Origin of the sequence: Streptosporangium sp. NPDC049046, from assembly GCF_040649155.1 — a bacterium.
Classification (GTDB): domain Bacteria; phylum Actinomycetota; class Actinomycetes; order Streptosporangiales; family Streptosporangiaceae; genus Streptosporangium.
Genome location: NZ_JBEZEZ010000014.1, coordinates 135228 through 155679 on the forward strand (window position 1 = coordinate 135228; position 20452 = coordinate 155679).

General features: G+C 72.5%; 16 protein-coding genes and 1 riboswitch. Of the genes, 9 read left to right on the plus strand and 7 right to left on the minus strand.

The annotated features are described in order from the left end of the window. Nucleotides 1-677: 677 nt before the first annotated feature. Complete coding sequence (gene speB / locus AB0B96_RS21345; RefSeq protein WP_362901043.1) at nucleotides 678-1733, plus strand: agmatinase; 1056 nt, start codon at nucleotides 678-680, stop codon at nucleotides 1731-1733. A gap of 14 nt (nucleotides 1734-1747) precedes the next feature. Here speB and AB0B96_RS21350 read toward each other — a convergent pair whose 3' ends face one another. Then, nucleotides 1748-2197 carry a hypothetical protein gene (locus AB0B96_RS21350; protein WP_362901045.1) on the minus strand — a complete coding sequence of 150 codons (450 nt, stop codon included), beginning with the start codon at nucleotides 2195-2197 and terminating at the stop codon, nucleotides 1748-1750. 464 nt (nucleotides 2198-2661) lie between these two features. Between AB0B96_RS21350 and AB0B96_RS21355 the strand changes: the two genes are divergently transcribed. From AB0B96_RS21355 to AB0B96_RS21365, 3 genes are all read left to right on the plus strand, one after another. After that, nucleotides 2662-3699 carry a CHAP domain-containing protein gene (locus AB0B96_RS21355; protein ID WP_362901047.1) on the plus strand — a complete coding sequence of 346 codons (1038 nt, stop codon included), beginning with the start codon at nucleotides 2662-2664 and terminating at the stop codon, nucleotides 3697-3699. A 189-nt stretch (nucleotides 3700-3888) separates the two neighbouring features. Continuing rightward, nucleotides 3889-4824 carry a siderophore-interacting protein gene (locus tag AB0B96_RS21360; RefSeq protein WP_362901049.1) on the plus strand — a complete coding sequence of 312 codons (936 nt, stop codon included), beginning with the start codon at nucleotides 3889-3891 and terminating at the stop codon, nucleotides 4822-4824. 181 nt (nucleotides 4825-5005) lie between these two features. Beyond that, nucleotides 5006-6847: a glycoside hydrolase family 15 protein gene (locus tag AB0B96_RS21365; RefSeq protein ID WP_350946217.1), complete on the plus strand. Its 1842-nt coding sequence runs from the start codon at nucleotides 5006-5008 to the stop codon at nucleotides 6845-6847. 119 nt (nucleotides 6848-6966) lie between these two features. Here AB0B96_RS21365 and cobN read toward each other — a convergent pair whose 3' ends face one another. Beyond that, nucleotides 6967-10677, minus strand: a complete 3711-nt coding sequence (gene cobN, locus AB0B96_RS21370) for a cobaltochelatase subunit CobN (RefSeq protein WP_362901051.1) — start codon at nucleotides 10675-10677, stop codon at nucleotides 6967-6969. A gap of 236 nt (nucleotides 10678-10913) precedes the next feature. Continuing rightward, nucleotides 10914-11109: riboswitch (cobalamin riboswitch) on the minus strand. Nucleotides 11110-11130: 21 nt separating this feature from the next. On the opposite strand from cobN, the gene AB0B96_RS21375 reads away from it, so the two are divergent. The 3 genes from AB0B96_RS21375 to AB0B96_RS21385 are packed head-to-tail and all read left to right on the plus strand — an operon-like array spanning nucleotide 11131 to nucleotide 14848. Beyond that, nucleotides 11131-12687 carry a precorrin-3B synthase gene (locus AB0B96_RS21375; protein ID WP_362901053.1) on the plus strand — a complete coding sequence of 519 codons (1557 nt, stop codon included), beginning with the start codon at nucleotides 11131-11133 and terminating at the stop codon, nucleotides 12685-12687. Next, nucleotides 12684-13310 carry a precorrin-8X methylmutase gene (locus AB0B96_RS21380; RefSeq protein ID WP_362901055.1) on the plus strand — a complete coding sequence of 209 codons (627 nt, stop codon included), beginning with the start codon at nucleotides 12684-12686 and terminating at the stop codon, nucleotides 13308-13310. Before AB0B96_RS21375 ends, AB0B96_RS21380 begins: the two co-directional genes overlap by 4 nt. A 20-nt stretch (nucleotides 13311-13330) precedes the next feature. After that, a complete protein-coding gene (locus tag AB0B96_RS21385; RefSeq protein ID WP_362901192.1) occupies nucleotides 13331-14848 on the plus strand; it encodes a precorrin-2 C(20)-methyltransferase in 1518 nt (505 codons plus the stop codon). A gap of 65 nt (nucleotides 14849-14913) precedes the next feature. On the opposite strand, the gene AB0B96_RS21390 is transcribed toward AB0B96_RS21385, so the two are convergent. The 4 genes from AB0B96_RS21390 to AB0B96_RS21405 are packed head-to-tail and all read right to left on the minus strand — an operon-like array spanning nucleotide 14914 to nucleotide 18274. Next, nucleotides 14914-15711, minus strand: coding sequence for a cobalt-precorrin-6A reductase (locus AB0B96_RS21390; RefSeq protein ID WP_362901194.1), 798 nt, complete (start codon nucleotides 15709-15711; stop codon nucleotides 14914-14916). A gap of 7 nt (nucleotides 15712-15718) precedes the next feature. Continuing rightward, nucleotides 15719-16462, minus strand: a complete 744-nt coding sequence (cobM, locus tag AB0B96_RS21395; protein ID WP_362901057.1) for a precorrin-4 C(11)-methyltransferase — start codon at nucleotides 16460-16462, stop codon at nucleotides 15719-15721. Continuing rightward, entirely contained in the window at nucleotides 16459-17853 is a 1395-nt protein-coding gene (gene cbiE / locus AB0B96_RS21400) for a precorrin-6y C5,15-methyltransferase (decarboxylating) subunit CbiE (RefSeq protein WP_362901059.1), read from the minus strand. Before cbiE ends, cobM begins: the two co-directional genes overlap by 4 nt. Continuing rightward, nucleotides 17846-18274 (minus strand): TIGR03618 family F420-dependent PPOX class oxidoreductase, encoded by a 429-nt coding sequence (locus AB0B96_RS21405; protein WP_362901061.1) that lies wholly within the window; start codon nucleotides 18272-18274, stop codon nucleotides 17846-17848. The genes cbiE and AB0B96_RS21405 overlap by 8 nt, the downstream gene beginning before the upstream one ends. A gap of 179 nt (nucleotides 18275-18453) precedes the next feature. On the opposite strand from AB0B96_RS21405, the gene AB0B96_RS21410 reads away from it, so the two are divergent. Further along, on the plus strand, nucleotides 18454-18927 hold the full coding sequence (locus AB0B96_RS21410) for a low molecular weight protein-tyrosine-phosphatase (protein ID WP_362901063.1): 474 nt from the start codon (nucleotides 18454-18456) through the stop codon (nucleotides 18925-18927). A 278-nt stretch (nucleotides 18928-19205) separates the two neighbouring features. On the opposite strand, the gene AB0B96_RS21415 is transcribed toward AB0B96_RS21410, so the two are convergent. Continuing rightward, nucleotides 19206-19592, minus strand: a complete 387-nt coding sequence (locus tag AB0B96_RS21415) for a helix-turn-helix domain-containing protein (RefSeq protein ID WP_350946229.1) — start codon at nucleotides 19590-19592, stop codon at nucleotides 19206-19208. A 152-nt stretch (nucleotides 19593-19744) separates the two neighbouring features. On the opposite strand from AB0B96_RS21415, the gene AB0B96_RS21420 reads away from it, so the two are divergent. Then, nucleotides 19745-20380 (plus strand): NAD(P)H-binding protein, encoded by a 636-nt coding sequence (locus tag AB0B96_RS21420; protein ID WP_362901065.1) that lies wholly within the window; start codon nucleotides 19745-19747, stop codon nucleotides 20378-20380. Nucleotides 20381-20452 lie beyond the last annotated feature (72 nt).

A 20452-nucleotide genomic window follows, 5' to 3' on the forward strand; every position in this document is an offset into this window, starting at 1 on the left:
GGCCGCCATGACACCGGCGGACTCCGGCCCTCGGACCTCGCGACTCCGTCGTGAGGGTTCTTCTCGGCGTATCGTGCGGCCGTGAGCCGCTCGAGGGACATATCGATCGGCGGTGAACCCCCGAGGCGGTGTCCGCCGCGCCGGGGCGGAATTCCGCGCAACATCCGGCAACATCATTGAGGCACCCGCCCAGGGCTGCTTACCGTCACGGTTGTGCGTACCGCAGCGTCGCGGTCGCACTCCCGGTCAGCGCGTCGACGGAGAGCTCTGGCGGGTCCCATTCATCTCTCGGTGGCCGGCTTCCCTTCCTCGCCGGGCATCCGGGATCCGCCAGTTCACACGCCGTGGCCCCGGGACGAATCGCCGGATCGCGCGAGGTCGTGCCTCGCGCGGGCGGAAAGTCTCCCCGGGCCACGGCCACCATCGACCTCCCGGCCTTCACCGCGCCTCAGCGTGCCTTGCGCCCTCTCGCCCGGGATCGCCGAAGCCCTCCGGACAGACAGCACGGCCGCCCCATGTCCTGACTTGTCCGGTTATGCTGGCTGGTCCGATGGACCTGACCGGGTGGAGTTCTCGATGACGATCTCCTGCGGGGTGGCCGGAGCCACCCCGCGAGCCGTGCCCGGCGGCGACGGGCCGCGACACGCGCGGGCCGGGACCTTCCCGCCGGAGGAACAGTGACGAACCGCTACGGGCCCCAGTTCGGGCCCGACATCACCTTCCTCGGCGTCGAACGGTGCTCACTGGACGATCCCGCGACCTACGCGGGCGCCGACGTCGTGATCGTGGGCGCGCCGTTCGACGGCGGCACCTCACACCGGCCCGGCGCGCGCTTCGGACCGCAGGCGATCCGGATGACCGACTACCTGCCGCACGACGGGGCGCGCCCCAGCCTGGCGCTGCGCACCGACGGTCTGCGCGACCTGCGCGTCCTGGACGCGGGTGACGTCGAGATGCCGCCGGGCGACATCGCGACGTCACTGGCCGCGCTGGAGTCCGCCGTCGAGAAGGTCGCCCGTTCGGGGGCCATCCCGGTGATCCTGGGCGGTGACCACTCGATCGCCTTCCCCGACGCCAAGGGGGTGGCCAACGTCCTCGGGCACGGCCGGATCTCGATGATCCACTTTGATGCCCACGCGGACACCGGCGACATCGAGTTCGGCTCGCTGTGGGGCCACGGGCAGCCGATGCGCCGGCTCATCGAGTCGGGGGCACTGCGCGGCGACCGTTTCCTGCAGGTCGGCCTGCGCGGCTACTGGCCGCCGCCGGAGACGCTGGACTGGATGGCCGAACGGGCGATGCGCTCGTACGAGATGACCGAGATCGTGCACCGGGGCCTGGACGAGTGCCTGACCGAGGCCTTCGCCATCGCCGTCGACGAGTGCGACGGCGTCTTCCTGTCCGTCGACATCGACGTGTGCGATCCGGGTCACGCCCCCGGCACCGGAACCCCGGAGCCGGGTGGCATCACCGCGCGCCAGCTCCTGGACTCCGTACGGCGCATCTGCCTGGAGCTGCCGGTCGTCGGCGTCGACGTCGTGGAGGTCAGCCCGCCCTACGACCACGCCGACATCACCGCCGCGCTGGCCAACCGCGTGGTCCTTGAGGCGTTGAGCGCCATCGCGCGGCGGCGGCGCGACGCCCGGGACGGGACCGTCTGGAACCCGCTGCTGCCGCTGCTCGCCGAACGCCCGGACCGCGGGGCCGACCGGCCGGGCGGTCCGGACCGCTGACCCGCCCCGGAGACCTATCTGGCTCTCGGGCGGTTGCCCCATTTGGGCCTGCGGAACAGGTCTCGGCGTTCCAGCAGGTAGACGAGCTTCGAGGCCGCGGTCCTGACGGCCTCCTCGTGGCGGTGGCGCTTCTGCGGGACGACGGCGCTCCAGCGCTCCAGCAGGAGGGCGATCTCATCGGCGAGTTCACCGATCACCCGGTAGCGGGTGCTGAAGGCGTAGAGGTCTCCGTGTATCTCACCCACCAGGTCCTCGTCGACCCGGTGGGCGAGCGGCCTGACCCTGCTGAGGATCCCCGCCTCCATCGCCGGGGTGACCGGTGCCCGGCGGGCGTCGCCCTCGGGCACCATGATCAGGGCGCGGACCCGTGCGACGGCCAGGGCGCGCTCGGCCTGCGGGGTCGCGGGGTGCTCGGCGAGGTCCAGGAGGCGGCGGAGGGTCTCCTGCGTCTTGTCGTCGAACATGGGAAACTCGTTCCGCCTTCGCGTCCGCATTGCCGCCGGACCGGGAGGAAAAGGGGGAAAGGTCTCGGCATCGGCACCCACGCATGCCGCGCACGTGCCATCACATGCTATTCGACCCGATGGACTCTGATAGGCGGGACGCGTACCGGTGTGACCGGTGAGCACGGGGTGAGTCGAGATATGCCCAGAAAGTGAGAGAGCCGCCGGCGTCCCGGACCTCATCCGTCGCCGGACACCCGGGGTGTGGTGTCGCGCCGGGACCGGGGCGGACGGCCGGACGATGCTACGTGCTGCCGGGACGCGTTTCCCGCCTTTCACCGGATCCGGTATGGGATGACCTCTCAGCTCGGCTTTTTCCGCAAATAGCCCCACTTCTCAATTTTTCTGCGAATACAGTCCAGTTTTGTCGGACGGCGCCCCCTTCTCTGAAGGGTGGAGGAGAGTGGACGGGGTGGCTCACAGCCATGGATCCGATCGGTGACGATCTGCTCAGGACCATCAAGCCCGAACTCGGGTACCGGGAGGGGCCGGGCCAGCACAGCAAGTTCGGCGAGTGGTACGCGGTCAACGTGGCCCAGGACCCGCAGTACAGGACCGCCCCCTGGTGCGCGATGTTCATCGCCTGGGCGGCGGAGAAGGCGGGGGTGCAGGAGTACGTGGGGCAGTTCGCCTGGACCCCTTCACAGGCCCGCTGGTTCGAGAACCACGGCGCGTGGACACGGACGCCGGAGCCGGGGGCCCTGGTCTTCTTCGACTGGTCGGGCGGCAAGGACATCAAGGGGATCGACCACGTCGGCATCGTGGAAAGCGTGAACGGTGGAACGATCCACACCATCGAGGGGAACGTCGACCGGGTCTGGCTGAAGCGTAAGACCCGCGACCAGAGCAAGGTCGTCGGCTACGGCCTGCCACGCAAGGTCAAGGAGAAACTGACGGCCGTCCCGGGAAAGGACGGCACCGCTCCACAGGTGGCGGGGCGGATCGAGGTCCGTCCCGCGCTCGCCCCCGGCGCGACGACCTCTTCCGACACCCCTGCAACGCTTCCCGTCTCCATGGAGACCGCCGCGATCGCCGGACTGCTCGCCTTCATCCTCGGCACCACGTTCGTCCTGTCCCGGCTGCGCCTTCGTGCCTCCCGCGTCCCGGCGGGGCGGCATCGCAGGAGGAACGGGCGGGGGGAACGCGCCGATCCGTGGATCGGCATGGCACCTCCGGTCGCCGAGACGCTCCCTCGCGCGCAGACACCTCCGGACCGGCAGGCGCTCCCCTCGACCCTGGTGTCCCATCCGGGCGACCGGCCGGACGGCGCGCCCCGGATCCGCGAGACGATCCGGGTGAGCAGGCCGAGCTGGGCGTACGAGCCGTACCGCGCGAGCCTGCCCGAACGCGCCGACGGCGTCTTCGGCCGCACCGGCACCCGCATCGCCGGGCCGGACCCGGAGGGGAGGTCGCGGCGCGGCACGCTGGAGACACACGAGGGCGAGGAGGCGCGGGCCGCGTGACCGATCTCGCCCGTAACGGGGGAGACCCGACAGGATCACCTGGGCACACGCAGGTACATGCAGGAACGAAAAGATCGAACAGCCGCGGACAGCATCAGATGGCCACATGTCAGGCCACGACGGGTTGCTCAATAAGGTTAGGCAAAGCTAAGTTGCTGAGGACGGCATTCCCTCGGTGAAGGCGGCACGATGACAGCGGGCGGCGAGCAGACCCTTGAGCGCGCGGCGGAGGTCCCGGCCTATCGCGGCCACCAGGTGGCGGTCCTGCGGACGGAGCGGCTCAGCCCGAGCTTCGTGCGGGTCACCTTCGGCGGCGAGGATCTGGCGGGCTTCGCCGACAACGGTTTCGACCAGCGGATCAAGGTGATCCTCCCGCTGCCCGACGGCAGCATCACCCCCCTGGGCGAGGGTGCCGACTGGTACCAGCGGTGGCGGGCGCTCCCCGACGAGCTGCGCAACCCGATCCGCACCTACACCGTCCGCGCCGTACGGCCCGAGCAGCGCGAACTCGACGTCGACTTCGTCCTGCACGGCGAGACCGGCCCCGCCTCCCGATGGGCGACCCACGCCTCCCCCGGTGACCGGGTCGTGGTGGTCGGCCCCAACGCCGCCCACCCCGGTCCCACCGGCGGCCAGGAGTGGGCCCCGCCCGCCGGGGCGTCGCACCTGCTGCTCGCCGGGGACGAGACGGCCGTGCCCGCCATCGCCGCGATCGTCGAGTCGCTGTCCGGCTCCGTGCGTGCCACGGCGCTGCTGGAGATCCCGAAGGCCGCCGACGCGCTCCGGCTCGACGTCCGGCCGGGCGTGAAGGTCACCTGGCTGCCCCGCGGGGGAGCCCGCCACGGCGACCTGCTCATCCCGGCCGTACGCGAGACCCTGGGCGCGCTCACCGCCGAGCGCGCCGTCACCGGCGCCGCGAACCCGCTGGAGGACGTCGACGTCGACGCGGAGATCCTCTGGGAGGTCCCCGAGGCCCCGAAGGGCGATGGCCTGTACGCGTGGCTGGCCGGCGAGGCGGGCATGGTCAAGCTGCTCCGCCGCCACCTGGTGCAGGAGACCGGCGTCGACCGCTCCTCGGTGGCCTTCATGGGCTACTGGCGGCTGGGACGCTCGGAGAGCGCCTGAACAGGGCCCCTGCCATGTCACCGGCCCCGGTGACGCCGGTGACATGGCCCTCACCGGGGCGCCTTTGCCCTCACCCGCGCGAAACCTGCCGACTCCTTGACGCCAGGGGGACCCCGGCAGGTGTGCGGGCCACGTAGCTTGAGGGCGTGAGGTGCCCCGCTCGCGACGTGAGAAGGCCGACATGACGGCAGCGGAATCCGCTCGTCAGGATCCGGCGGGCGCCTGCGGATACCGGCCCATCGCCGACCACGGGCTCATCGGCGACCTGCGAACCGCCGCGCTGGTGGACACCGGCGGCACCATCGTCTGGTACTGCTGCCCCCGCTTCGACGCGCCCAGCGTGTTCGGCTCGATCCTGGACGCGAGCCGGGGCGGATCGTTCGAGCTGGGCACCTGGGAACCGGCGAGCACCAAGCAGTTCTACTTCCCCGACACCAACGTGCTGATCACCCGTTTCTTCGCCGCCGAAGGGGTGGGCGAGGTCCAGGACTTCATGCCGATCGTCGGCGGCACGTCCGACGACACCCGGCACCGGCTGATCCGGCGGGTGAGATGCGTGCGCGGGTCGCTGTCGTTCCGCGCCCGGGTGGCTCCGCGCTTCGACTACGGCAGGCAGCCCCACGTCCTGAGCCTGTCCCAGGAGCGGGCGGTCTTCGAGTCGCCGTCGCTGTCGCTGGCCCTGTCCTCCAGCACCGTCCTGGAGGCGGACGGCCAGGACGTGCGCTCGGAGTTCAAGCTCGGCGAGGGCGAGTGCGCGGTGTTCGCTCTCGACAGGTTCGGCGACGACCTGGCGCCGCGCTCGTGCCCGATCGAGGAGGCCGAGGAGGAGTTCGCCGCGACCGTGGCGTACTGGCGCCGCTGGCTGTCCTCCTCGACCTACCGGGGCCGGTGGCGGGAGATGGTGCACCGGTCCGCGCTCACGCTGAAACTCCTCACCTACGCGCCGACCGGCGGGATCGTGGCCGCCGTGACGACCAGCCTGCCCGAGCAGATCGGCGGGGAGCGCAACTGGGACTACCGGTACGTCTGGATCCGCGACTCGGCGTTCTGCGTGTACGCGCTGCTGCGGCTGGGCTTCGGCGAGGAGGCCGAGGCGTTCATGGGGTTTCTGTCACGGCACGTCAGCCGCGACGACGGCGGCGGGCCCTCGGGTCCTCTGCAGATCATGTACGGCGTCGACGGGCGCACCGAGCTCCCCGAGATCGAGCTGGCCCACCTGGAGGGCTACCGGGGCTCGGCTCCGGTGCGCGTCGGGAACGCCGCGGTGGACCAGCTCCAGCTGGACATCTACGGCGCCCTCCTCGACTCGGTCTACCTCTACGACAAGTGGCACCGGCCGATATCCAGCGCTCTCTGGGACGACGTCCACATCCTGGTGGACTGGGTCTGCGACAACTGGGACCGGCCCGACGAGGGCGTGTGGGAGACGCGCGGCGGGCGCAAGGACTTCGTCTACTCGCGGCTGATGTGCTGGGTGGCGATCGAACGGGCCATGCGGATGGCCGCCCACCGCGGGCTGCCCGCCGACACGCCGCGCTGGCAGCTGGCCCGTGACGCGATCTACCGGCAGATCATGCGGCGCGGCTGGTCGGAGGAACTGCGGGCGTTCGTCCAGCACTTCGACGACGACGTCCTCGACTCCTCGGTGCTGATGATGCCGATGACGAAGTTCATCTCCCCCACCGACCCCAAATGGCTGTCGACCCTCGACGCGCTCGGCGCGCACCTGGTGTCCGACTCGCTGGTCTACCGCTACGACCCCGAAGCCAGCCCGGACGGGCTGCGCGGTGAGGAGGGCACGTTCTCGATCTGCTCGTTCTGGTACGTCGAGGGGCTCACCCGGGCCGGGCGCCTGGACGAGGCTCGGCTCGCGTTCGAGAAGATGCTCACCTACGCCAACCACCTCGGCCTGTACGCCGAGGAGATCGGGCGGACCGGCGAGCAGCTCGGCAACTTCCCGCAGGCCTTCACCCACCTCGCACTGATCAGCGCCGCGTTCAACCTCGACCACGCCCTGGGCTGAACCGCTCCCCTTGGCGTTCCTCCCACGCCCCCGAGGGTGGGAGGAACGCCAAGGATTCTGGCCGGACATCGCCGAAACGGTGAAACCGTGGAGCCCGTGAAAGCGCGGCACCGCCCCGGTCAGACTCCGCCCTCCAGGTCTCCCTCGGACTTGAGGTAGACCTCCTGCAGATCGCGCAGGACGGCGGGGTCGGGATGCTCCCACATGCCGCGACCGGCCGCCTCCAGCAACCGCTCGGCGATCCCGTGCAGCGCCCACGGGTTGGACCTGGCCATGAACTCCTGGTTCTCCGGGTCCAGCACGTAGGTCGCGGCCAGCTTGTCGTACATCCAGTCGGCGACGACGCCGGTGGTGGCGTCGTAGCCGAACAGGTAGTCGACGGTGGCGGCCAGTTCGAAGGCCCCCTTGTAGCCGTGCCTGCGCATCGCGGCCAGCCAGCGGGGGTTCACCACCCTGGCGCGGAAGATCCTGGACGTCTCCTCGGAGAGCGTCCTGGTGCGGACCGCGTCAGGCCTGGTGCTGTCGCCGACATAGGCGGCCGGGGCCTTGCCGGTGAGCGCCCGGACGGTGGCGATCATGCCGCCGTGATACTGGAAGTAGTCGTCGGAGTCGGCGATGTCGTGCTCGCGGGTGTCGACGTTCTTGGCCGCCACGGCGATCCTGCGGTAGGCCGTCTCCATGTCCTGCCTGGCGGGAACACCGTCGACGTCCCGGCCGTAGGCGAAGCCGCCCCAGACCGCGTACACCTCGGCCAGATCGGCGTCGTCGCGCCAGTTGCGGCTGTCGATCAGCGGCAGCAGCCCGGCGCCGTAGGCCCCGGGCCGGGAGCCGAAGATGCGCATGGTGGCTCTGCGCTCGTCTCCGTGCTCGGCCCGGTCGGCGAGCACGTGCGCCCGCACGTAGTTGAGCTCCTCGGGCTCGGCCAGCCCGGCCACCAGCCGTACGGCGTCGTCCAGCATCGCCACGACGTGCGGGAAGGCGTCGCGGAAGAAGCCACTGATCCGGATGGTGACGTCCACGCGCGGACGGCCCAGTTCAGTGGCCGGGATCGGCTCCAGGCCGGTGACGCGGCGCGAGGCCTCGTCCCAGAGCGGCCGCACGCCCAGCAGCGCCAGCACCTCGGCGACGTCGTCGCCCGCGGTGCGCATCGCGCTGGTCCCCCAGACCGACAACCCGACCGAACGCGGCCAGTCGCCGGTGTCGGCGCGGTAGCGCTCCAGCAGGGAGTCGGCCATCGCCTGACCGGTCTCCCACGCCAGTCTGCTCGGCACGGCCTTGGGATCGACCGAGTAGAAGTTGCGGCCGGTGGGCAGCACGTTGATCAGCCCGCGCAGCGGCGAACCGCTCGGCCCGGCGGGCACGTAGCCGCCGTCGAGAGCGTGCAGGATCGCGTCGATCTCGTCGGTGGTGCGCGCCAGCCGGGGCACGACCTCGACGGCGGCGAACCGCAGGATCCGCTCCACCTCCCCCAGGTTCGCACCGCGTACGTCGGCCGCGGCGGGCACCCCGGATCCGCCGCCCCGGCCGGTCACTCCGGCCGGGCCCGCCGAGGCGCCGGCGTCGTCGCGGCCGGTGTCGTCGGCCCGGCCCAGGACCTCGGCGGTCACCTCCCCTGCCGCGGCCGGGTCCCAGCCGCGGTGTTCCATCGCCTCGACCAGGGCTCGGGCCAGGGTCTCGGCGTCGTCGACACCGATCCGTCCCGCGCTGCCGTCCTCGGCCAGGCCCAGTGCCTCGCGCAACCCGACGAGCGCCTCGCCACCCGCCCACATCTGCCGGGCGCGAAGCATGGCCAGGACCAGGTCGACGCGCGGCCCCCCTTCGGGGGCGGCTCCCAGCACGTGCAGGCCGTCGCGGATCTGAACGTCCTTGACCTCGCACAGCCAGCCGTCGATGTGCAGCAGGAAGTCGTCGAACTCGGCGTCGTGGGGACGGTCGGCGACCCCGAGGTCGTGGTCGAGCCTGGCGGCCTGGATGAGCGTCCAGATCTGGGCGCGGATCGCGGGCAGCTTGGCCGGGTCCATCGCCGCGATGGAGGCGTGCTCGTCGAGGAGCTGCTCCAGCCTGGCCATGTCCCCGTAGCTGTCGGCGCGGGCCATCGGCGGGACGAGGTGGTCGACCAGGGTGGCGTGGGCGCGGCGCTTGGCCTGGGTGCCCTCGCCCGGGTCGTTCACCAGGAACGGGTAGACGAGCGGCAGGTCGCCGAGCGCGGCGTCCGGGCCGCAGGAGGCCGACAGGCCCGCCGACTTGCCGGGCAGCCACTCCAGGTTGCCGTGCTTGCCCACGTGGACCACGGCGTGCGCGCCGAAGCCGTCGGCCAGCCAGCGGTAGGCGGCCAGGTAGTGGTGGCTGGGCGGCAGGTCGGGATCGTGGTAGATCGCGATGGGATTCTCGCCGAAGCCGCGCGGCGGCTGCACCATGACCACCACGTTGCCGGAGCGCAGCGCGGCCAGCACGATCTCGCCCTCGGGATCGCGTGAGCGGTCCACGAACAGCTCGCCGGGCGCCGGGCCCCAGTGCTCCTCCATCCGGGCGCGCAGGTCCGCGGGGAGGGTGGCGTACCACTCGGCGTACCGGCTCGCCGCGATGCGCACCGGGTTTCCCGCGAGCTGTTCCTCGGTGAGCCAGTCCTGGTCCTGCCCGCCCGCGGCGATCAGCGCGTGAATGAGCGCGTCGCCGTCCTGCCCGCTCACCCCGGGCAGCTCGTCCTCGGCGCCGATGTCGTAACCGCGCTCGCGGAGCGCGGCCAGCAGCCTTACCAGGCTGGCCGGGGTGTCCAGGCCGACGGCGTTGCCGATGCGCGCGTGCTTGGTGGGATAGGCCGACAGCATCAGCACCAGCCGCCGCTCGGCGGGCGGGATGTGCCGCAGCGCGGCGTGGCGCACCGCGATGCCCGCCACCCGCGAGGCCCGCTCGGGGTCGGCCACGTAGACGGTGAGCCCGTCCTCGTCGATCTCCTTGAAGGAGAACGGCACCGTGATGATCCGTCCGTCGAACTCGGGGATCGCGACCTGGGTGGCGGCGTCCAGCGGGGACAGGCCGTCGTCGTTCTCCTCCCAGGAGGCCCGGCTGCTCGTCAGGCACAACCCCTGCAGGATCGGCACGTCCAGCTCGGCGAGCGCGCCGACGTCCCATGCCTCGTCGTCCCCGCCCGCCGACGCGGTCGCCGGGCGGGTGCCGCCCGCGGCGAGCACGGTCACCACCAGGGCGTCCACCGTGCGCAGGACCTCCAGCAGGCCGGGTTCCGCGGTGCGCAGCGAGGCGCAGTACACCGGCAGCGCCCGCGCGCCCGCGTCCTCGATCGCCGAGCAGAGCACTTCGACGAAGGCGGTGTTCCCCGCCACGTGGTGGGCCCGGTAGTAGAGCACCCCGACGACGGGTCCGTCCTGGCCGCGCGTCTCGCGCGCGAGCGTTCCCCAGGTGGGGGTGGGCTCGGGCGCGGCGAACCCGTGGCCGGTGAGCAGCAGCGTGTCGGACAGGAAGTGATGCAGCTCGGTCAGGTTGGCCGGGCCGCCGTGGGCGAGATAGGCGTGCGCCTCGGCGCAGACCCCGCCGGGCACGGTGGACAGCTCCATCAGCTCGGCGTCCGGCGCCTGCTCGCCGCCGAGGACGACGACGGGCCGGGGTCCGGCGAGCAGCGCGTCCAGCCCTTCCTCCCAGGCGCGGCGCCCGCCGAGCAGGCGGACCACGACCAGGTCGGCGCCCTCCAGCAGCGGCGGGAGGTCGGCGGCGGTGAGTCTGGCGGGGTTGCCGAGCCGGTAGTCCGCGCCGCTCGCGCGGGCGCTCAGCAGGTCGGTGTCGGAGGTCGAGAGCAGCAGGATCACGCGCCACACCCCGGCAGAGGAGTGGCGGTACGGCCCGCGGGAGCCGCGATGCGGCGGGAGAGCGGCGACGTCGCGGTGTGACGCGGGAACGGCGGTGTCACCCCGTGATGCGGCGACCGCGATGCCGCGTCGTGATGGGAAGACCACGATGCCGCGTCGTAGCGGGGGAACGGCGATGTCGCGGTGTGGCGGGGGAACGGCGAAAAGCGCACGGAGCTTCCTCCCTCGGGGTCCTCGCCCCGGGTCGTCGTCGGCCACGACGGCTGGAGTCTCCTGGCTCCCGGATCGGTGCTCACCCCGGCCTTCCCGTCCTTCGTCGGACAGTGGCCCGGGTGGGGTTCGCTCCCCGGTTACAGTGGCGGGACCGCGCCGGATTCACACCGGCTTCCTCCCTTGCCGTCGCCATCGATGACACTACGGCAGTCCGGGGCATTGCAAGAAACTGGCATTAACATCCTCTGAGTGTCCATTGCCGACTTTTCCGGACGATCGCGACTCGACGCGTGCCCCGGGGCCCTCCAGGTCCACCCCGCCGCGGACGGCGGCCTGGCCCGCGTCCGCATACCCGGAGGTCGCCTCACCCCCTACCAGCTGCGCGAACTCGCCGACGCCGCCACGGCGTACGGCAACGGCGTCATCGAGCTCACCTCCCGGGCGAACGTCCAGGTGCGCGGTCTCGGGCCGGAGAATCCAGAAAGCGGTCCGGAAAACGGATTCGCCGCGCGGATGGCGAGAGCGGGCCTGCTGCCCTCGGCGACACACGAGCGCATCCGCAACATCCTCGCCTCCCCGCTGACCGGAGTGGACGGACCGGCCGAACCAAACGAACCCGGCAGACCGGCTGGATCGGCCGAACCAAACAAATTCGGCAGACCGAACAGACCAACCGGACCCCCCGAACCAAGCGGAATCAACGAGCCAAGCAGGCCGAGCGGACCGAACGGCGGGGATGCTCCGAACGGCACGAAAACGAACGGCCGTGGGATCGCCGACATCACCCCTCTGATCGGCGAACTGGATCGACGACTGTGTGCTCGCCCGGCCCTCGCCGCCCTGCCGGGACGGTTCATGTTCGCCCTCGACGACGGACGGGGAGACGTGGCCGGCCTGGGCGCGGACGCCACGATCCTGCCCACGGCGCCGGACGAGGCCGCGCTGCTCCTCGCCGGAACCGACACCGGCCTGCGCGTACCGCTCGACGAAGCCGTGACCGTCCTGCTCGCCGCCGCCGAGGCGTTCCTCGACGAACTGGCCACCCGGGACGTCACCGCCTGGCGGATCGCCGAACTTCCCGACGGGCCCTCCCGGATCGCCACCCGGGTGCGAACCGCTCTCGGACTCCCCGACACACCTCCCTTCGAGCCGGTGAGACCGCACGTCGTGACCTCCGGGCCGGTCGGCGTCATCGAGAGCACGGACCGGCGAGGGAACCGAACCGGCGTCACCGGAGAGACAGGTCCCGGAAAGGCCGCAGGCCACGGAGACAGGGACACGGACGGTCCAGGAAACGAGGGCACGCGGGTGGCGCTCGGAGTGGCGATCCCCCTGGGGCGGCTGACCTCCGCGCAGGCACTGCTGCTCGCCGACGCCGCCTCGGGCGGGGAGATCCGGCTCACGCCATGGCGCGGTGTGGTCCTGCCCGGCCTGGACCGCGCCGAGGTCACGGGCACGGCCGCCCGTCTGGAGGCCGCCGGGCTGGTCGTCGACCCCGCCTCCCCCTGGATCGGTGTGACGGCCTGCACCGGCCGCCCCGGCTGCGCCAAATCCCTCGCCGACGTCCAGGCCGACGCCGCCACCGCCATCGGCATGGCCCCGCCGTCCACGATGGGGCCGGGCACCGATACGCTCCCCGTGCACTGGGCGGGCTGCGCCAGGCGCTGCGGCCGCCCGAGGGGACGGGTCGCAGACGTGATCGCCACCGGTGACGGTTACCGCCTGGAACTGGACGGCACCGCCCTGACCTGCTCCGGCATCGAGGAGACCGCGGCCGCGGTGGCGGCCGCCAGAGGGGAAATGTGATCGACTACGTCCGCGACGGCGCGGAGATCTACCGCCGCTCCTTCGCCACCATCCGCACGGAAGCCGACCTGGACGGCCTGCCCGCAGACGTCGCCCGGGTCGCGGTCCGTATGATCCACGCCTGCGGGATGGTCGACCTGGTGAGCGACCTGCGCTGGTCGCCCGGTGTCGTGGCCTCGGCGCGCGAGGCGCTCCAGGCGGGCGCTCCGGTGCTCTGCGACGCCATGATGGTCGCCTCGGGGGTGACCCGGCGCCGCCTTCCCGCGGGCAACGAGGTGATCTGCACCCTCGGCGACCCCCGCGTGCCGGAGCTCGCCGCGCGGCTGGGCACCACCCGCAGCGCCGCGGCACTGGAACTGTGGCGCGACAGGCTCCAGGGCTCGGTGGTCGCGATCGGCAACGCGCCGACCGCGCTGTTCCGGCTGCTGGAGATGGTCGAGGAGGGCGCGGGCCGCCCGGCCGCCGTACTCGGCGTCCCGGTCGGCTTCATCGGCGCCGCCGAGTCCAAACAGGCCCTCGCCGAGCACCCGGCGAGGTTGGAACACCTCGTCGTGAACGGACGCCGGGGCGGAAGCGCGATGACCGCCGCCGCGGTCAACGCGATCGCGAGCGAGGAGGAGTGAGCGACGACGTGAGCACACGCGTGACCGGACGGCTGTGGGGCGTGGGACTCGGCCCCGGCGACCCCGAGCTGGTGACCGTCAAGGCCGCCCGCCTGATCGGCGAGGCGGACGTGATCGCCTTCCACAGTGCCCGCCACGGCCGCAGCATCGCCCGCTCGGTGGCCGCTCCCTACCTGCGGCAGGGGCAGGTCGAGGAGGCGCTCATCTACCCGCTCACCACCGAGACCACCGACCACCCCGGCGGCTACCAGGGGGCGATCGACGACTTCTACGCCGCCTGCGCGGTGCGGCTGGCCGCCCATCTGGACGCCGGGCGCGACGTGGTGGTGCTGTGCGAGGGCGACCCGCTCTTCTACGGCTCGTACATGCACATGCACAAGCGTCTGTCGCACCGCTACGTCACCGAGGTCGTGCCGGGCGTGACGTCGGTGAGCGGCGCCTCGGCGGTCCTGGGCCGCCCGCTGGTCGAGCGGGACGAGGTCCTGACCGTGCTGCCGGGGACGCTCCCCGCCGAGGTGCTCGCCGAGCGCCTGGCGGCCACCGACTCGGCCGCGGTGCTGAAACTCGGCCGTACCTTCACCAAGGTCCGCGACGCGCTGGCCGAGGCCGGGCGTCTCGACGAGGCCTGGTACGTCGAGCGCGCCACCACCGGGCAGCAGCGCCTGGCGCCTTTGGCCGAGGTCGACCCCGGCAGCGTCCCGTACTTCTCACTGGCGCTGATCCCGAGCCCCGTCAACGCGTCGAGCCCCGCGCCCGCCGCCATAGCCGAGACCCAGGGCGAGGCGAGGGCGCGCGGCGAGGTGGTCGTGGTGGGACTCGGCCCCGCCGGACGTCCGTGGCTGACCCCGCAGGCGCAGGAGGCGCTCGCCGAGGTCGACGAACTCGTCGGGTACGGCCCCTACCTGGACCGCGTCCCGCCCAACCCTCGCCAGCGCCGCCACCCCACCGACAACCGGGTGGAGGCCGAGAGGGCCGCGCACGCGCTGGAACTGGCCGCGGCCGGGTCGAGGGTGGCCGTGGTCTCCTCGGGCGACCCCGGGGTGTTCGCGATGGCCAGCGCGGTGCTGGAGGTGGCGTGCGAGCCGAGGTTCGCGGACGTGCCGGTACGGGTGCTGCCCGGCCTGACCGCGGCGCACGCGGTGGCGAGCAGGGCCGGCGCGCCCCTCGGCCACGACTACTGCGTGCTGTCGCTGTCGGACCTGCTCAAACCCTGGGAGGTGGTCGCCGAGCGGATCAGCGCCGCGGCGAAGGCCGACCTCGTCCTGGCCCTCTACAACCCGGCCTCGAAGAGCCGTACCTGGCAGGTGGCCGCCGCGCGGGACCTGCTGCTCGAGCACCGCGCGCCGCAGACCCCCGTGGTCGTCGGCCGCGACGTCGGCGGGGCCGACGAGCACATGACCGTCACCACCCTCGGCGACCTGGACCCCGGCACGATCGACATGCGCTGCCTGCTGCTGGTGGGCTCGTCCACCACCCGGGTGGTCGAGCGAGGTGACGGCGACCGGGTGGTGTTCACCCCCCGCCGCTATCCCGCCTGACCCGGACGTGACGGCTCCTCCTCAACCGTCGAGGAGCCGTCACGCGGTGAGGGCGAGTCCGGCCCTCACCGCTCGCCGGCGTGCCGGGCCCGAAGCCCCGGACCGGCCCCCGCACCCCCACCGGGACCGGTCGCGCTCTCCAGCCAGGCGAGCGCCGCCTCGACGGTCCCCACCGAGACCACCCCCTCGGGCAGCGGCGGCCGGCGTACGATCACGACCGGCAATCCGAGCTCACGGGCGGCGAACAGCTTCGCGGTGGTCATCTCACCACCGCTGTCCTTGGTGACCAGCACCTCCACCCGATGCTCGCGCATCAGGGCCAGCTCGCCGTCCACCGTGAACGGCCCCCGGCTCAGCAGCACCTCCAGACGTCGCGGCACCACCGGCCCCGGCCGGTCCACCGAACGGGCCAGGAACCACTGCCCGTCGAGACCCGCGAAGACCGGCAGGCTGCGACGTCCCGTGGTCAGGAACACCCGCTCCCCCAGCGAGGGCAACAACTCGGCGGCGGCCTCCAAAGAGGGCACCCAGCGCCAGTCGTCACCGGGAGCCGCCCGCCAGCCGGGCCGTCGCAGGATCAGCGACGGCAGACCCGTACGGGCCGCCGCCTCGGCCGCCGAAGCGCTCATCCTGGCCGCGAACGGATGCGTGGCGTCCACGACGACCTGGACGCCGTGCTCCACCAGCCACGCCGCGAGCCCGCCGGGACCACCGAAGCCTCCCTCGCGCACCTCCCCCACCGGCAGCTTCGGATCACGCACCCGGCCCGCCAGCGAGGACACCACGTGCGTCCGCGGGCGACCGGCGAGCACGGCGGCGAGCCGCCTGGCCTCGTCGGTGCCCCCCAGGATCAGGACCTTCAGCACGGGGTCAGTCACGGCAGCGGGCCGCGGAGTACAGGTGACTGTCGGGAAACTCCGAGGCGGTCAGCACCCGTCCGACGACGATCACCGCGGTGCGGAGGATCCCCGCGTCGCGGACCTGCCCGGCGATGTCGGCCAGGGTGCCGCGCAGGATCACCTCGTCGTCGCGGCTCGCCCTCGCCACCACCGCCACCGGACAGTCGGCACCGTAGTTGGGAACGAGCTCCGCCACGACGGCCTCGACACGCTGCACCGCCAGGTGCAGGACCATCGTGGCCCGGCTACGACCGAGCGTGCCCAGATCCTCGCCCTCGGGCATGGGAGTGGCGCGCACCGAGGTGCGGGTCAGCACCACCGTCTGCCCCACCCCCGGCACCGTCAGCTCACGCCCCAGCGACGCCGCCGCCGCCGCGAAGGCGGGCACCCCCGGGATCACCTCGTACGGCACTCCCTCGGCGTCCAGCCGCCGCATCTGCTCGGCCATCGCGCTGAACACCGACGGGTCACCGGAATGCAGCCTGGCCACGTCCTCCCCCGCCCGGTGGGCGGCGACCATCTCCGCGACGATCTCCTCCAGGTTCATCCGCGCGGTGTCGACCAACCGCGCGCCCCGCGGGCACGACTCCAGCAACTCGGCGGGGACCAGCGATCCCGCGTACAGGCACACCGGCGCGGACGCGATCGCCCGCGCTCCCCGCACGGTGATGAGATCCGCGGCGCCCGGCCCGGCGCCGATGAAACGTACCGTCATCGCTTCTCCTCCAGGGCGGGCGGCTTGAGCACGGTCCAGATCGTGACGGGCATCATGGGCCGCCAGCCGGTGAACCCACCGACCGGAGAGGTCCTGCTGACCGCGAGCCGGACCATGTCGCCACCGAGCCCGCCGTGCCAGCGGGCCAGGACCGCCTCGGACTCGACGGTCACCGCGTTCGCCACCAGCCTGCCCCCCGGCCTCAGCGCCTCCCAGCACGCCTCCACCATCCCGGCGACCGTCAGCCCCCCGCCGACGAAGACCGCGTCGGGCGTCTCCAGCCCGGCGAGCGCGGCCGGAGCGGCACCGGTCACCACGTCTAGACCGGGAACGCCCAGCGCCGCGGCGTTGCGTGCCACCACCGCCGCCCTGTCCGGACGCGACTCCACCGCGACGGCCCGGTTGTCCGGATGCGCGCGCATCCACTCGATGCCGATGCTGCCCGCCCCCGCACCGACGTCCCACAGCAGCTCCCCGGGAACGGGAGCCAGCCGGGACAGGGTGACCGCGCGCACCTCGCTCTTGGTGAGCTGCCCGTCGTGCTCGAACGCCTCGTCGGGCAGGCCGGGAAGGCGCGGCAGCGCGACCGTCCCGGCGTCCGCGCGGCACTCCACGGCGACGACGTTGAGATCGTGGGTCACGGCCGGCGACCAGGTGTCCGCCCTACCCGAGACCACGCGCTCCCCGGCGCCGCCCAGCCGCTCCAGAACCGTCACCGTGCTCGCGCCGTGACCTCGGGCGGCGAGCAACGCCGCGACCCGGGCCGGAGTCCGGCCGTCGGCACTGAGGACCAGGACGCGACGGCCTTCGTGGACGACCGGGTGCAGCACCTCGACGGGACGCGTCACGAGGCTGACCACCTCGACACGGTCGGCCGCCCACCCGAGCCGCGCGCAGGCGAGGGAGACCGACGACGGGTGCGGCAGGACCCGCACCCGGCCGGCGCCGAGCAGCCGCACCAGGGTCGTACCGATGCCGTGGAACATGGGGTCGCCACTGGCCAGTACGCAAACCCTGCGGCCCCGGTGGGAGGCGAGCAGCGAGGGCAGGGCGGGCAGAAGCGGCGAGGGCCAGACGACGCGCTCGGCACCACGGTCCGCACCGGAGTCGACACCGAGTTCGGCTCCCCGCTCGACGCCCGACTCGCCACCGAACCTCGCACCGTGGTCGCCACCGGGTTCGGTTCCCGGCTCGACACCGTGCCCGGCAGCGCGCTCGATGCCGATCTCCGGGACGAGCCGCAGTTGCCTGGCGCTGCCCATCAGAACCTCGGCGGCGCACAGCTCGCGTCGCGCCGCCTGCGACAGACCGGCCCAGCCGTCGTCTCCGATCCCGACGACGACAACGGCGGGATCGACGGCGGTGGAATCGGCGGAGGAGGGCTCAGACATTGCCCAGCACCCGGGTGAGGCGGATCTCGACCACGACGCGGGCGGGATTCTCCCTCGGCACCCGATAACGCTCGGCGTAGCGGCGCTCGGCGTCGGCGACCGACTCGGGGTCGGTACGGATCACCGCACGCCCCTCCAGGGTCGACCAGCGGCGCCCGTCCACCTGGCAGACCGCGACGGCCGCCCCACCGTCACCCGCCGCGAGCACATGGCGGACCTTGTGCGAGCCGCCCGAGGTGATCACCCTCGCGATCCCCGAGTCGGCGTCCAGCGTCACCCCCACCGGAACGACGTGCGGCGTGCCGTCGGCGCGCACGGTGGTCATCGTGCACAGATGACGCTCCCGCCAGAACGCGCGGAGGTCCTCCCCGAGATCCTTCAACAGCCGATCCTTCCCCGATTCCGCTCTACCGGGCGACATGCTAGCCGCGGACCGCGTCCCCCCTCGGACCCGGTCACCGGCCGGGGCGATCACGCTCCCCTCGCGGCCACGGAGACTCCCGCGCGCCGCTCCGGCGGGAACCGATCGACACGGAAATCGACATAGAAACGGCCGTTCTCCCGGCCATCACCCCCCGGGCAGGCGGCATCCTGATAAGCATGAGTTATCACATATGCGTGGTGTGCCTGGGAAACATCTGCCGCTCCCCCATGGCCGAGGTCGTGCTGAGGAAGACCCTTGACGACCACGGCCTCGGTGACCTCGTCACGGTCGACAGCGCGGGCACCGGCGGCTGGCACCAGGGCGGCCCGATGGACGCGCGGGCCGCCGAGACGCTCTCCGACCACGGCTATGACGGCTCGGAGCACCGGGCCAGGCAGTTCCTGAGCGACTGGTACGACCGGGTCGACCTGGTGCTGGCCATGGACGCCCACAACCTCGGCGCCCTGCGCCGCCTCGCCCCCGCGGGCGCGGACGTGCGCCTGTTCCGCTCCTTCGACCCCGCCGCCCCCGAGGGCGCCGAGGTGCCCGACCCCTACTACGGCGAGCGCGAGGGCTTCACCGAGGTGCTGGAGATGGTCAGGGCCGCCTCCGAGGGACTCGCCAAGCACCTGGCGACCACCCTGAGGTGAGGACTCTCCACCGGACTCGCGTTCGCCTCCGTGACAGGCGAAGAACCGGGGTTTCCTGGCGGGGGGATTTTCACCGACCCGACGCCTTTACAAAGTAGATCACTAGTCGGTCTCCGTCATCCGTCCGCGAGACGGGCCTGGTCACGGCGCGCCCGTCCCGCTCATGGCGCCACGCCACGAGTGGCCCGCCCCGACCCCACGTCGTACCTCCGGGAGGCGTCCCGGAGGTATCGGCCCCACCTTCCCGCGCCACCGGTCCCCCTGGATCCGCCGGGCACCTACCCCGTACGGCCGAGCCCGTACGACGAAGCGGCGGAGGAGGCCTCGCGGGCGTCGAGGAGCTCCTCCCAGTGCTCCTGCGCCCAGGCGCACGCGGCGTTCATCGGTTCGAGCAGGCTGCGGCCGAGCGGCGTCAGCGCGTACTCGACCCGCTGGGCGGGATGAACGGTGCGCACGATCAGGCCATCGCGCGCGAGCGTCCGGAGCGACTGGGTGAGCACCTTCGCGGTGATGCCGCGCAGGGGGATCCGAAGCTCGGAGAACCGTCGCGGCCCGCCTTCGAGGCAGCGGATGATCATCCCTGCCCATTTGTCGCCGAAGCGGATGGGCGTGAGGTCGGACGGGCAGACCGGATCGAACATCTCCGGATCGAGGGGCTCTGTCACCCCTTCACGCTAGCCGGGGATCCCGCTGGGGACCACCGCCGACCGTCGCGCCGAACCACGGGTGGCCGGGTATCCCGGTGGTAACCACCTGCCCGGTTAATCTCCCGGCAGCGGCCGGCGATCAGGTCCGGCCCTGGACACGAGGGGTTCCAATGAGCAGGATCATCGTCTTCGGTGCCGGCGGCCGGGGCGGCCGGGCGGCCGTCCACGAGGCCCTCCGGCGCGGGCACCAGGTCACCGCGGTCGTGCGCGACCCGGCCGGGCACGGTGACCTGGCCGCGGACGGTGTGCGGATCGTCGCCGGCGACGTCACGGACGCGAACGGTGTCGCGCGGCTCGCCGAGGGTCACGACGCCGCGATCAGCTCCGTCTACGACGCGGGCGCGGCGCACGACGTCTTCTTCGCCGACGCCGCCCGCGCCCTGCTCGACGGGCTGACGAGGGCGGGAGTGGCCCGGCTGCTGACGGTCGGCCTGGCGTCGGTGCTGGCGACCTCCTCGGGGACGCTCCTGATGGACACGCCCGGCTACCCGCAGGAGTACCGGTCGTTCTACCTGGGGCACGCGGCAGGAAACGAGGTGCTGCGCACCACCCCCGCCTCGCTCGACTGGCTGGTCGTCAGCCCGGCCGGTGACTTCGACCACGGCGGCGCCCGTACCGGCCGCTACCGCGTGGCCCCCGCCGAGGCGGCCAGCCGCATCTCCTACGCCGACTTCGCGATCGCGCTGCTCGACGAGATCGACACCCCCGAGCACCACCGCACGCACCTCGGCGTCGAGGCGGCCTGACGAAAGAGGAGGTCGTCGACAGCCCGAACGAACGGGTGGCCCGGCACAGCCGAACGGCACACCCCTGGTTGA